This window comes from Paraburkholderia unamae (genome assembly GCF_003096875.1).
GTDB classification, from domain to species: domain Bacteria; phylum Pseudomonadota; class Gammaproteobacteria; order Burkholderiales; family Burkholderiaceae; genus Paraburkholderia; species Paraburkholderia unamae.
In genome coordinates, this window is the sequence record NZ_QEOB01000015.1 from 91,964 (window position 1) to 104,842 (window position 12,879).

At 67.0% G+C, this 12,879-nt stretch carries 13 protein-coding genes; 1 reads left to right on the forward strand and 12 read right to left on the reverse strand.

The window, feature by feature from the left end:
- Positions 1-45: 45 nt before the first annotated feature.
- The 12 genes from C7402_RS28655 to C7402_RS28710 form a co-directional block, all read right to left on the reverse strand.
- The gene (locus tag C7402_RS28655; protein ID WP_116613007.1) at positions 46-1,263 is read right to left on the reverse strand and encodes an amidohydrolase family protein; all 1,218 of its coding nucleotides are present in this window, start codon (positions 1,261-1,263) and stop codon (positions 46-48) included.
- A gap of 142 nt (positions 1,264-1,405) precedes the next feature.
- On the reverse strand, positions 1,406-2,347 hold the full coding sequence (locus C7402_RS28660; RefSeq protein ID WP_372460425.1) for a vWA domain-containing protein: 942 nt from the start codon (positions 2,345-2,347) through the stop codon (positions 1,406-1,408).
- Entirely contained in the window at positions 2,344-2,919 is a 576-nt protein-coding gene (locus C7402_RS28665) for a tetratricopeptide repeat protein (protein ID WP_116613008.1), read from the reverse strand. The genes C7402_RS28660 and C7402_RS28665 overlap by 4 nt, the downstream gene beginning before the upstream one ends.
- Positions 2,916-3,902, reverse strand: coding sequence for a vWA domain-containing protein (locus C7402_RS28670; RefSeq protein WP_116613009.1), 987 nt, complete (start codon positions 3,900-3,902; stop codon positions 2,916-2,918). Before C7402_RS28670 ends, C7402_RS28665 begins: the two co-directional genes overlap by 4 nt.
- Positions 3,899-4,840: a calcium incorporation protein MxaA gene (locus C7402_RS28675; protein WP_116613010.1), complete on the reverse strand. Its 942-nt coding sequence runs from the start codon at positions 4,838-4,840 to the stop codon at positions 3,899-3,901. Before C7402_RS28675 ends, C7402_RS28670 begins: the two co-directional genes overlap by 4 nt.
- Positions 4,837-5,718 carry a DUF58 domain-containing protein gene (locus C7402_RS28680; protein ID WP_112176467.1) on the reverse strand — a complete coding sequence of 294 codons (882 nt, stop codon included), beginning with the start codon at positions 5,716-5,718 and terminating at the stop codon, positions 4,837-4,839. The genes C7402_RS28675 and C7402_RS28680 overlap by 4 nt, the downstream gene beginning before the upstream one ends.
- Before the next feature lie 3 nt (positions 5,719-5,721).
- A complete protein-coding gene (locus C7402_RS28685; protein WP_116613011.1) occupies positions 5,722-6,741 on the reverse strand; it encodes an AAA family ATPase in 1,020 nt (339 codons plus the stop codon).
- A gap of 42 nt (positions 6,742-6,783) precedes the next feature.
- The gene (locus C7402_RS28690) at positions 6,784-7,746 is read right to left on the reverse strand and encodes a LysR family transcriptional regulator (protein ID WP_116613012.1); all 963 of its coding nucleotides are present in this window, start codon (positions 7,744-7,746) and stop codon (positions 6,784-6,786) included.
- A gap of 15 nt (positions 7,747-7,761) precedes the next feature.
- Positions 7,762-8,553 carry a hypothetical protein gene (locus C7402_RS28695; protein ID WP_112176460.1) on the reverse strand — a complete coding sequence of 264 codons (792 nt, stop codon included), beginning with the start codon at positions 8,551-8,553 and terminating at the stop codon, positions 7,762-7,764.
- Positions 8,550-9,464: a substrate-binding domain-containing protein gene (locus C7402_RS28700; RefSeq protein ID WP_116613013.1), complete on the reverse strand. Its 915-nt coding sequence runs from the start codon at positions 9,462-9,464 to the stop codon at positions 8,550-8,552. Before C7402_RS28700 ends, C7402_RS28695 begins: the two co-directional genes overlap by 4 nt.
- Positions 9,465-9,493: 29 nt before the next feature.
- Complete coding sequence (locus C7402_RS28705) at positions 9,494-9,913, reverse strand: c-type cytochrome (protein ID WP_112176456.1); 420 nt, start codon at positions 9,911-9,913, stop codon at positions 9,494-9,496.
- A 182-nt stretch (positions 9,914-10,095) separates the two neighbouring features.
- Entirely contained in the window at positions 10,096-11,913 is a 1,818-nt protein-coding gene (locus tag C7402_RS28710; protein WP_116613014.1) for a methanol/ethanol family PQQ-dependent dehydrogenase, read from the reverse strand.
- 514 nt (positions 11,914-12,427) lie between these two features.
- On the opposite strand from C7402_RS28710, the gene C7402_RS28715 reads away from it, so the two are divergent.
- Positions 12,428-12,814 (forward strand): 4a-hydroxytetrahydrobiopterin dehydratase, encoded by a 387-nt coding sequence (locus C7402_RS28715; RefSeq protein WP_116613015.1) that lies wholly within the window; start codon positions 12,428-12,430, stop codon positions 12,812-12,814.
- Positions 12,815-12,879: the final 65 nt, after the last annotated feature.

The following is a 12,879-nucleotide window of genomic DNA, read 5'->3' on the forward strand; positions in this document are numbered from 1 at the left end:
CGCGTTTTCAGAAAGAGCGCCGCGCGTGGGCGGCGCCGGGGATAATCAGCCGTGCTGCGCGCACGCGAGCGTCGCGGGTTCGAATTGCAGACGGGCTGCGTCGCTCTCGAACCGCCCGCGTCGAACGATGACGCGCTCGGCTGGCGCGGCTGCCACAGCCGCCGCCGCGTTCTCAGCCTTCAGGATAACGAACGATGCTTCGTTGCCGGCCTTCAGGCCATAGCCTGGCTTGCCGAGCACGGCCGCGCCGGCCTCGGTCGCCATGTCCAGCGCGACTAGCAGCGCTTCGTCGGTATAGAAGCCGGAGCGATAGCCCACCAGCATGGCGCGCTGGAGCATGTCGCCGTTGCCGTACGGCCACCAGGCGTCCTGGATGTTGTCGTTGCCGGTGAACACGCGCACGCCCGCCGCGCGCAGCGCCAGCACCGGCGGAAAGGCGCGGTCGCCGGGCGCGTTCGTCATGATCGAAACGCCCGCTTCGGCCAGCGCGTCGGCCACGCGCCCAAGCGGCGCGGCGTCGACATCGCCCAACGCGTAGGCGTGGCTCACCGTCACCTTGCCCGCCAAGCCCCCCGCGCGGGTGCGCGCGGCGATGCGATGCAACTGCTCAACGCCCTGCTCGCCCGGCTCATGCAGATGAATGTCGATCTTCACGCCGTGCTTCTGCGCAATGCCAAAGACGATATCGAGCTGGCGCCCGGCGTCGCCGTCGAGCGTGGTCGGGTCGATGCCGCCCACGACCTCGGCGCCCTCGCGCACGGCGGCCTCGAGCAGATCGGCGGTGCCGGGGCACGACACCACGCCCGCCTGCGGAAAGGCAACGAGTTCGATGTCCACGACATCGCGCCATTTTTCGCGCGCTTCCATGACGGCATGGAGATGGGTCAGCCCGGTCGTCGCATCGACATCGACATGACTGCGCATGGCCATGGTGCCGAACGACGCGGCCTGGCGGATCAGCGCTTCGGCGCGCTGCGCGATGGGCGCCGCGCTCGCGAGCGCCTCTTTTTCGGCGGCGAGGCGCTCGCGCAGCGTCGCGGCGGCGTGATGCGCGCGCCAACGATCGCCCACGAAGCTCTTGTCGAGGTGGATATGGCCGTCGACGAAACCCGGCAGCACGAGGCGGCCCTTCAGGTCCACGACCTCTGCGCCGCCCGTCTCAACGCGCTCCGGGCCGATGCTGACGAAGCGCCCGTCGCGCACCGCGAGATTGATGGGCTTGCCGTCAGCGCCCACGGCGTTGACGAATACGCGGTCGATCATGAATGTGCCTCGGCGGGTGGGGGCCACACTGCGCGCCCCTGGGGGAATGGACCTCCATAAGCTATCGGATCCCGCCACCATCCACAAATTAAATGTTGGAATGGGTCACATTCATTTTCCCGATAGGTGCGGCGCCGCCCGCTCAGCCGCCGGGAGGAGCGCCTAGCTTCGCCCGGCTACGCGCCACCGGCGGCAAGAAGCGCCAGATGAGCAGCAGCAACGCCAGCAGCGCGGGACACCAGCGCAGGTCCGTCGGCACGGGTTCGCGGTGGGCGAGGCGCGCGTCCAGCATGGCGTCGCGCAACGAATCCGCCCCCGTCAGCCGGCGGTAGCGAAAGCCGATGTGCCCGGCAACCGACTCCAGGTAGTGGCCCTGCAAAGCCGACAACTCCTCGTGGCTCGGCCCGGTCGTGGCCGCGCGATCCTGCTCCGGCACCTGGATCACGTCCTCGGCGCGCCAGTAGCCCATGCGGCGGCCGTTGTCGTCCGTGCGCGGAATCGGCACGGCCTCGTCGCCGCCCACGCCGATCAGCCAGCCTTTGACGCCGCCCGGATTGATGTCGCGCGCGAGCGTGTCGGCGTGCAGGAGCGGCGGCGCTTCCTGGCCGTCGGTGACGAACAGCACGGCCGCGCCGTGTCCCACGTCCTGCGCCGCGCGCACCGCCGAATAAACGCCGCCCTCGGCAATGCGGCTCCAGTTGGTCCAGCGCATGTGCCCGTCGATGCGCTCAAGCGACGACAGCAGCGCGTCGTAGTTGCCGCAGACTTCGACGGGCGGCAGCAGCAGCATCGTCCGCTGTCCCGTGAACGCGCCCCAGCCGACTTTCGAGCCGCATGGCAATTGCCCCAACGCGTCGCGCATCGCCGCGCGCGCGAAGGCAATGCGGCTCGTCGGCACGCCGTCCATCGCGACGTCCTCGACGCTCATGCTTTGCGTGATGTCGAACGTGACGATGACGCTCGACGTATCGCGCGGCACGGCCACGCTGGGCATGCTCACCGCTGCGGCCAGCAACAGGCACGCGGCCGGAATTTTCCAGTGAGGCCCCGCGAAAAGCCCGCGCACGCGCGCCGCGAAGCTCACGGCAGATCCTTGCTCTGCGGGTCGTGCACCTTCACGTCGTGCTGCTCCGTGATGTTGGGCTTGTCGGCGGCGGTGCGCGTTTCGGGCGCGAGCCACAGCGCGCGTTCGAGGTTATAGCGCGCGTCCCAGTCGTCCGGATCGTCGCGCAGTAACGCGCGATAGCGCGCCTTGGCCTCCTCGATCATCGGGGGCGCGACGATCGTGCCCGGCGTGCCGTGGCCAATTCCTTCGCGCAGATACAGGTTGCCGAGATCGAACAGCGCCGCGCGGCCGGCCGCGTCGAGCGGGCCGTCGCGAACCAGCGATTCGAACAGCGGAGCCGCCGCATCGTACGCGCCCTGCTTCGAGAGCGCGACCGCGTGCGCGAGCCGCACTTCGCGCGCTTCGCCCTGTGCTGCTTCGCCTTGGGCCGCCACGCGCGGCGCGCCCTTCGCCTGCGCGGAATGCGCGGCAGCCGTCACCGCCTCGTTGATCTGCTGCGCGCGCCGCAGGCGCAGCCCGTCGTAGGCCGCCACCCCGGCGCAGGCCAGCGCGAGCGCCGCGAACATGAGGTGAACCGACGCGCGCTTCACGACCAGCCCCGCACCTGAAACACCCGCAGCAAGACGAGCAGCGCGCAGGCCGCGAGCGCCACGGCGAAGCAATACGGACTCAGATCCTGGCGCGGCACATGCTCAACGAACGTGGTCCGCGCATTTTGCTGCCGGTTGATTTCGGCCATGGCGTCCTTCATCGCCTTCGCGTTGCCAGCCTGAAAAAGACGGTAAGGCGTACTCAGGGAGGAAAAGTAGCGATGCAGTTCGGCCTCGGCCGATGCCCCGCTCGCGGGCGCGGCGGCGTTCAGGTCGGGGCTGTACACGCTGCTGCGCAAATAGATGAAATAAAGCGCGATCTGGTCGCGCAGCAGCCCGTCGCGCACGAGCCGTTGCACGCGCTCGTCGAGCCGCGCGCCGCCATCGGACACGAGCACGATCGCGCGGCGGCCCGACGAGTGCCGCCCGTCGAACTCGCCGATGGCCGTGAGGAGCCCGCGATCGAGTTGCGTATCCGGCATGCCGCGCCCCACCGCCGTGCCCGCGATCGCCGCGTCGATCACCGGGTGATCGTAGGTGAACGGCATGACCAGCAGCGCGCTCGTGCCGAACATCATGAAGGCCAACTGGTCGTGCGGGCGCTGGGCGACGAATTGCGTGAGCGAAGCGCGCGCGACATGGCTTTTCGATTCGCCCACGGGCGCGCCCACGCCCTTGCTGTTCATCGTTTCGTCCATGCTCGCACTGCGGTCCATCAGTATCAGGATCTGCGCGCCGCTGCCGGTGCGCAGCACTTGCCGGTGCGGCCGCCCAGGACCGGCAAGCCCGACGATGATCGCCAGCATCGCGATGACCGCGCCGCCCTGTGCGATCCAGCCCATCCAGCACCCGAGGCGATCGGCGGGCAGCCATGCGAGCGAGGGGAACACCAGCGCGTCGCCGCGCCTTGGCAACAGCGGCAGCAACGCGAGCGGCAGCAAGGCCAGCAGCCACGGCAGGGAGAAGTCGGGCAAGAAGCTCATCGCTGCTGACGGCGCTCGGCGCGGTACAACGCCTCGCTTAGCGTGCGCAGCGCGGCGGCGCCCTCAAGCGGCGCGGGTGCGGCCGTCGCTACAGGCGAGGGCGTGAAAAACCGCGCGGCCGAGCGGCCATAGAACTGCTCAAGTTGCGCGCGCAACGGCTTCAGGTACGGCGCGCGCTCGAACAGACCGGGCAGCGAGCCCGCGTGGACAACGCGTCCAGCCGTTTCGTTGAGCGCGCGATGCAGGTGGACCCAGGCATCGGCGGACGTGTCGGCGTTCGCGCCGTCGAGCTTGCGGATACGACGCCACGCGCGTGCGAACGGCAACTTCGCGGCTTCGCGCCGGTTGCGCCAGCGCCACCACCCGGCCCACGACAGCAGCGTGAGCCCCAGCAGCGCGAGTGCGACGCCCGCCCGGCGGCGCAACGGCTCGACAGGCACGGCGGGCGCCAGACGGTCGGCCCGCATCGCTTGCAGGTCGCCGGCATTGAAGGCATCGAAAGTATCGGCGGGCGTCATCGGGCCCACGCTCACGGGCCACTCGGGCACCTGCAAGGTCGCGCCGGACGCCGACGTCAGCGTCAACGCGGGCAACGCGATGCGCGTGAGCGTCGGATCGACGTTGACGACCTGGTACTCGATCGCCATCCACGAGCGGCCTTCGGCGTCACTGTCGATTCGAACGCGCCTGCGATCGAGCCAGGCGCTGGCGCGGCCGATAGAGGGCGGCGCCACCGCATCGCGATCGCCGTCCGGAAGCAAGATGCGCTGCGTGAGGATGTCGCCAAGCTGATAGCCGAACGCGCGCGGCTCCTGCACCGTCGCTTGCGCCGCGCTGTTCGAAGGGGCGGCATCCGCTGGAGTCGTGGCGAACGCCTGCGCAGCGGCAAACGCGAGCGCAAGCGCGAGGCGAAGGCCGCGTGCAGCGCCCGCGCTCATGCGGCCGCCTCCAGAAAGTAGCGCGACATCGCCTCCGGATCGAATTCGTCGTGCAGATAGAACGGCCGGATGCCGCGCGGCGCGAACGCCCGCGCGAGGTCGGTACGCCGTTGCGCGACCGCTTCCAGCCAGCGCTCGCGCACGCCGCGCCGCAGCCACAGCGTGCGGTGCCGCGCCGCTTCCGCATCGCGCACGGCCAGCAGTCGCCCGGCTTCGGGCGGCGTGATCTCGGCGCGGTCCCACACCACCACGGGCACCACATACGCATTGACCAGCAGATCGAGCACCAGCGCCATGCCGGAGAGCGGCCAGTGGAAATCGGAGACGAGAAAAACGAGCGCCTGCCGCCCGGCCAATCTCGACGCGACGCGTTGCAGCCCCGCGATCGTCGCCCCGTGGCCTGGCGCGCCGGCAAGATCCGCCGTATCGGCGTGCTCGCGCAGCATCGTTGCATATACGTTGCCGACGCCGCGCCCGGTTCGCGCCGGCATGAACAGGTCGTCGCGCTTGTCGTGATCGAAAGCAAGCATGCCTAACGGATCGCCCGCGCGAAACGCGCTATACCCCAGCGCCTCCACGAAGTCGGCCGCCACCTGCAATTTCGTGCGGCGCGCGCCGAAGCGCATCGACGCGGAGACGTCCACCAGCGCCTGCACCGGCACGGCGGAGCGTTGCAGGTGCAGCCTCACGAGCCATTCGGAGCGCGCCGCGCGCACGCTCGCGCGCAAATCCAGCCGGCGCGGGTCGGGGTGATCGAACAGGCGCCCGTGCAGCGCGAACGTGTCGCCCGCGCCCACACTCGTTCCCGGATGCGAGCCGGGGCGATGCCCCGAGGCACGCAACGCAAAGCGATAGTGAAATGGCGCCGTCGCGTTCATGGCTCAGGGCACAGCCACCCGGTTCACGATTTGCGCGATCAGCGCTTCGGCCAGTTCCTGGCGGCGCAATTCGTAGATCGGCGTGAAGAACACGCGATGCCCGAGCGCGGGCAACAGCACGCCGTGGATGTCCTCGGGCACGAGGTGCGAGCGGCCGTCGAGCCACGCCACCACGCGCGCCGCGCGCAACAGCGCGCTCATGCCGCGCGGGCTCGCGCCCGCGAGCACGAGCCGCTCCATTTCCACGCCTTCGAGCGCGATGCCGAAGTGCTGCGGCATTTCCGTTGCGCGCCAGATGTCCAGCACGTAGCGCTCGATAGTCGGGCTCGACTGCACGCTCTGCTGAATGATCGCGCCGATGTGATTCAACTGCTCCCACGGCACGACGGCGGGCGAGAGCCTCGCGAGCAGCGTGTCGACGTCGTGGTACGCGGCGTCGAAAATCAGCGCGCGCCTCACCTCGGCGTCGTCCGGCGTGGGCATGCTCAATTCGAACAGAAAGCGGTCGCGCGCCGCCGATGCCAGTTCGAACGTCTCTTCCTGTTCGACCTTGTTGCGATCGGCGAACACCGTCATGTGCGGAAAGTGATGTTCGCGGTCGAAGGCCCAGACCGAACGCTCGGCCATCGCCCGCAGCAGCAGCGACTGCACCTGCGGGCGCGCGCGGTTGATTTCGTTGAAGAAGAACGTGGTGAGGCGTTCACCGTGGCGCAGCAGCGGGCCGGGGTCGATGCGCGGCTTGCCTTCGGCGTCGACATAGGTGTGATAGACGAGGTCGCCCGGCATCATGTCGATCGTGCCTTCCACGCGCTCGAACGCGCCGCCCACCACGCGCGCGAACGCACGCAGCACGGTCGTCTTGCCGACGCCCACGCCGCCTTCGAGCAGCACGTGGCCGCGCGCGAACAGCGCCACCGTGATGAGGCGAATGACCTGCGCCTGACCGATCACGACGCTCGCGACTTCCTCCTCGATCTGCAAGGCACGCAGGCGCCAGTCCTGAAGCGGCTCGCTGGAATCCATCGATACCCTCTCTCCTATCCCGGCAACAGGCAGCGGCATGGCTCAGGCCCACACCTGCGACTTCGCGGGCGACGGCACGAACACCGCATATTCGCTCTCCAGAAACGCGGCGGTGTGTTCGAGCAGATACTGCCGGAACACGCGGCAAGTGGGCGAAAGCTGCTTGGCCCCGAGATGCACGATCTGCCAGGTGCGCTCGATCGGCGTGCCGTTCACCTTGAGGAGCGCGATCTCTTGCGTGCGCAACTCCAGCAACAGCGTATGCAGCGAAATCAGGCTCACGCCCATGCCCGCCATGACCGCCTGCTTGATCGTTTCGTTGCTGCCGAACGTCACGACCTTCGCGGGCGTGAAAAGATGCTGTCTGAACATTTCCTCGGCGGCCATGCGCGTGCCCGAACCCGGCTCGCGCAGCAAGAAGGTGTCGCCGCGCAATTCCTGTAGATCGAAGCCGCTCGCCCCGTGCAGCGGATGGTCGAGCGGGGCGATCAGCACTTGCGGGTGCCACGCGAGCGCCTCGCTCGTGGTGCTCATTTCCGGCGGCGGGCGGCCCATGATGGCGAGGTCGATCGCGTTGTCCTGCAACAGGCGCAGCAGTGCATCGCGATTGCCCACGGACAGATGCACGTCCACCTTCGGGTACAGATGCGAATACATCGCCAGCAGCTTGGGCGCGAAATACGTGGCGGAACTCACGATCCCCACCGAAATCGAGCCGCTGTCGGCCTGCGTGAGCGACGTCATCGCATCTTCGGCATCCTTGATCTCGCCAAGAATGCGGCTCGCGTGGTGCGTGAGCTTTTCGCCGGCCTCGGTCAGCGAGAGCTTGCGCCCGATGCGCTCGAAGAGTTGCAGGCCAACCGCCTCTTCGAGCTGGCGTATCTGCATCGACACGGCGGGCTGGGTCAGATGCAGTTCCTCCGCCGCGCGCGCGAAGCTCGTGTAGCGGCTCGCGACGACGAAGATCTGCAATTGGCGCAAGGTCAGCGAGCGGACAAAATTCACGGCTGGCCCACCCGTTCAACGATTCGCGCGCGGCGCGTTCGGCGACTTCGCGGGACCGTTTTGCGGCGTCGGCAGCTTGCGCACGACGGTGTCGAAGCGCAGGGTTTGCGTTTGCAACGGATGCGCGAAGTCGTCGTTCGCACCGGGCACGTCGGTGCGGATCAGCGCGACCTGACCCGGCACGCTGTCGGCGATCAGGAACGTGTAGCGCTTGCCCGTGTACTGCGCGAAGCGCTCCGCGTTGGGGTCGTTCTTGTATGGCTGGATCACGATCTGCTGGGCCTTGACGGCCTTGCCGTTGATCTGGCTCGTGACCGTCTCGATCTTCGGGTTGGCGGCGAGCGCGAGACGCACGCGCTGCTGGAAGTACCGGCGCTTGCCGCCGGTCGCGCGCTCCATGTCCGCAATGTCGCGTTCGAGAAAATAGATGATGACGGGATTGCACGCCAGGCCCGCGTTCGGCAAGGGCACGGCCCCGCTGTGGTCGGACACCTGCGCGTCGCCCTTGGCGTTGCCGGGGCTCGACACGAGCACGCGCACGGTGTCGGCGCCCTGTTCGGGAGCTTGCGAACCCGCTTGAGAACCCGATTGAGAACTGAGCAGCGCGTAGTCGAGTTCGCTTTGCTGCGCCACGTCGTGCAGATGATCCGTCATGAAGATGAGCCGCTCGGCGGGCGAAATCTCGTCGTTGCCCGTGGCGCGCGCCGGGCTTTGCAGCAGGCACGCGCAGCACGCGAGGCACACGGCGAGCGCCCGCCGCCATGCGCGCGGCGCCCGCATGGCCTGAACACCGGAACCGCGCCTCATTGAGCCGCGTCCGCGGGCTTCGCGGCCGGTGCGTCAATGGGCTTGAGCAGCGGCACCTGGTAGCTCGTGAGGATGCTGTCGATCTTGTCGTGGTTCGCGCCGATCCATTGATCGATCTTGTCCTTCCACGCTTTCTCGCCGTAGCGCACGCCCATCGAGATCGTGTAGTCGAAGCGAATGCCCGGTGTGCTCGGGAACGGCACGAGCTTCACCGTGTCGCCTGAGCGGCTCGCGAAGTAGCCCGCAATCGGCCCCCAGAGAAACACGACGTCGACGTTGCCCGCCTGCAAATCCTTTTCGATCATCTGGCCGGGATACTCCTGCGGATCGCCGCTTTGCACGCGGTACGACACGGCCTGGTCGATCAGGCCGTGGCTGAGGAGCCAGTCGACGGCGGGCGTTTGCGAGAAGATGCCAAAGCGCAGCTTGTGAAGCTGGTCGGGCGGCAGCTTGAGCAGGTCGTCGGGCGTGTTGATGCCGGCGAGCTCGGGCCGCTTCGTGAATACCATCGCATAGGTCGAGCGCAGATAAGGCTGCGTGGTCGACGTCATGTCATAGCCCTTGGGCACGCCGATCACCAGATCGCACTTGTAGCGATCGGAGTCGGGCGCCTTTTCGCGCAGCGTGTGGCGCACGAACCCCATGCGCTGCGGAAAATACGTGTATTCGAGCTTGTAGCCGAAATCACTCGCCATCTGGCTCGCGATGCGGTTCTCGTAGCCCTCGCCCTTGCTGTTGGACAGCGGCATGTTGTTCGGGTCCGCGCACACCCGCAGCACGCCGTCGGCGCCGTCGTTGTTGGGCAGCGCGGCCTCGCCCTGGGCGCGCACCGCGCTAAAGGAGAGTGCCGCGTATCCCAGTGCGGCGGCTACGAGCGCGCCATACACGTGCATTCGGTTGCCATGACGCATCGATCACCTCCTCAGGTCGGCCCGCGGACTTATTTCGGATCCATCGATTGCAGGTCGCCCGGCTTGATCTGGCCGTCCGAGCGCCCCTTTAGATAGGCATACAGATTTTCCCAATTCTTCTGCATCATCTGGCTCGAACTGAAGTCGGGCATACCCTTGGCCACGCGGCCGCCGAACACGGTGCGGTGAAATTCGGTCTTGTCGAGCGTCTTGAACGCGTCGACGAGCGACGGGCCCACCAGCCCCTGTTGCTGCGCGCCGTGGCAGCGTTCGCAGTCGAGCGCGCGCCAGGTTTTCCAGCCCAGGAACGTATTGCCGTCGACCTTGGTGCCGTCGACCACCTTGTACGCCACCTGGGCGATCGCGGGATTGGTCTGGGCGTACGCGACGGGCAGCACGAGAAAAGCCACGGGCAGCGCCGCACGCAACAGGATGGATGGGCATTTCATTTGCAGATGTCTCCCTGAAAATAAGGCTGCGCCGCGATGCGTTGCATCGGCTTCATGCCTGAAACGGCGCAGTGTGCACAAGCTGGACGGCGCATGAACAGGGCGTCCAGGGGAAGGCGCGGCCGACCGCCGTCATGCGACTGGCGGCGAGAGGCTCGCGCGCTTCGGTCCGACCCAGCCGCTTAGCTGTGGCTGTCGGGAATGGCGAAGACAAAGAGCGTGCCGCCGAGCGCTGTGTACTTCGCGAGCTCGCGATACCCGCCCACCGCGCCCAGGCCTTCGGTCGACTTCTGGAGCCCGGCCGCCATGCCGATGCCGGCCCAGCCGCCAATGCCCGAGTAGACGCCGATGAACTGCTTGCCCTGATACTCGTAGGTGAACACGTTGCCGATGATCCCCGAGGGGGTCTTGAAGCGCCACAGTTCCTTGCCGTCGCTGATGCGAACCGCCTTGATGTAGCCTTCGAGCGTGCCGTAGAACGCAATGCCGCCCGCCGTGGCCAGCGCACCCGACCACACCGAGAAGCGTTCCGGCTTGGACCAGACGATCTTGCCCTTCGAAGCGTCCCAGGCGATGAAGTTACCCATCGAGTTGTTGTCGTTCGGACCGGGGTACATCGAGAGCGTCGCGCCCACGTACGGCTGGCCCGACACATAGTCGACATCGAATGGTTCGTAGTCCATGCAAACGTGATTGGTCGGCACGAGGAAGAGATGCGACTTCGGATCGTACGCGGCCGGTTGCTGGTCCTTCGAGCCGAGCGCCGCGGGGCAGATGCCCTTCACGTTGTGGTCCGCGCCCGCGGCCTGGGTCGAATACGCCGCGTTGCGAATCGGCTTGCCGCTGTGCATGTCGATGCGGTCGGCCCAGTTCACCGCCGGATCGAACTTCTGCGCCACCAGCAGTTGCCCGGTCGCGCGGTTGAGCGTGTAGCCGAAACCGTTGCGGTCGAAGTGAACGATGGCGGGCACGTTCTTGCCGTCGATCGACAGATCCGTGAGGATCATTTCGTTCACGCCGTCGTAGTCCCATTCGTCATGCGGCGTCATCTGGTAGACCCACTTCGCCTCGCCGGTGTTGAGATCGCGCGCGAAGATCGAGAGCGACCACTTGTTGTCGCCCGGCCGCTGCGTGGGGTTCCACGTGCCCGGGTTGCCCGTGCCGTAGTAGACAAGGTTCAGCTTCGGGTCCCACGCATACCAGCCCCACGTGGTGCCGCCGCCCAGCTTCCACTGGTCCCCCTTCCACGAGTTCAGCGACGAATTCGCGCCCACGGGCACCATCTTGCCGTCGGCGTAGGTCATCGTCTTGTCGGGGTCCATCAGCATGTCCTTGTCGGGCCCGGTGCTATAGGCCGTCCACGCGGGTTTGCCGGTCTTGATGTCGTAGGCGATGAGACGCCCGCGCACGCCGAACTCGCCGCCCGAGATGCCGGTGAGCACCTTGTCGCCGAAGACGTGCGGCGCGTTGGTGTTGGTTTCACCCGCTTTCGGATCGCCGTTCTGCGCGGTCCACACCACGTCGCCGGTTTTCGCGTTGAGCGCGACGAGCTTGGTGTCGGCCTGTTGCAGGAAGATCTTGCCGTCGCCGTAGGCGAGCCCGCGATTGACCGTGTCGCAGCACATCACGGAAACCACGGCGTCGTCCTGCTTCGGCTGGTACTGCCAGAGGAAGGTCTGGTCCTTCAGGTTGACGGCGATGACCTTGTTGGGAAACGGCGAATGGATGTACATGGTGTCGCCGATCACGAGCGGCGAGCCTTCGTGGCCTCGCAGCACGCCGGTCGACATGGTCCATGCCACCTGTAGTTTGCCGACATTGTTTTCGTTGATCTGCTTGAGCGGACTATAGCGGTGATTCGCGTAGTCGCCCGCTTGCGACGCCCAGTTGGACGGATTTTTCATGGCTCCGTCAAGCTGGGGATCGGCTTGTGCAACGATAGCGCTCAGGGCTGCCGACGCGAGGATCGCGAGCCCAAGAACCGCGGTGCGTAAGTTCATGTCTCCTCCAGAATGGTCTTGCAGTGCAACTCACAAATGACCCACGCTACCTCGTCGCATCGAGCGCGCCTCATCGAATGCAGGGTAACGAACCCGCGCACGTTCCCGATCGTTGTTGTCGGGCTTTATTCGGCGCACGGTGCCCAATGCAGGTTTCATGCCGGAATGGCCGGGCCGTGCGCGTTTGCCGTGAATTCGTCATGCATGGCCAATGGCGGCGCGGGTGTGCGCGCGAGCCGCGCCGCCCTCGCATGGGCCGGGCGGCGCGCGGGCGTGCGCTCGCCGGTGTCACACGTGTGAACCGTCGCGCCGCGGGGTGGGACATACTGTGTCACCGGCCGGAACGAAACGTGCCCGCCGCGAGGCACGACAGCGACCACGGGCACGGCGCTTCGTTGCCGGCGCACCGGCTGCTGGCTCGCCAATTGCAAATCAAATCGGCAACTCACCTGGCGATGCCTCTTCGGCAGCGCAGCATCGCCGACGTCCCTGCAACCCGCGCGGAGCAACGCTCATGGCAAACGCAACCCAGGTTTATACCGACGACGAGGTCCGTCAACGCCTCACCGGCCCTTTGCAGCACTGGTATCTGGAGGACGGCTGGCTGCGCCGCAAGTACCGCACCGAAGGCTGGAAAGGCACGCTGATGGTGGTGAACGCCGTGGGCCACCTTGCCGAGGCGGCGTGGCATCACCCCGATCTCACGGTCTCCTATGCATTCGTGATCGTGAAGCTCAAGACGCATTCCGCAAAGGGCATCACCGATAAAGACTTCGCGCTCGCCGCGAAAATCGAATCGTTCATTCAGTGGCAGCCGGGCGCGGAAGGCGGCCCGCTCGAAGGCACGCCCAGCGACGACCCGCGCTTTCGCTATATCAAGTACGACGCGCCCGGCGGCTGAGGCGCATACGTTGGGCGCGATGGTGCCTGGTGCAGTGCCAGGCGCAGCGCCTGGTACAGCTTTTG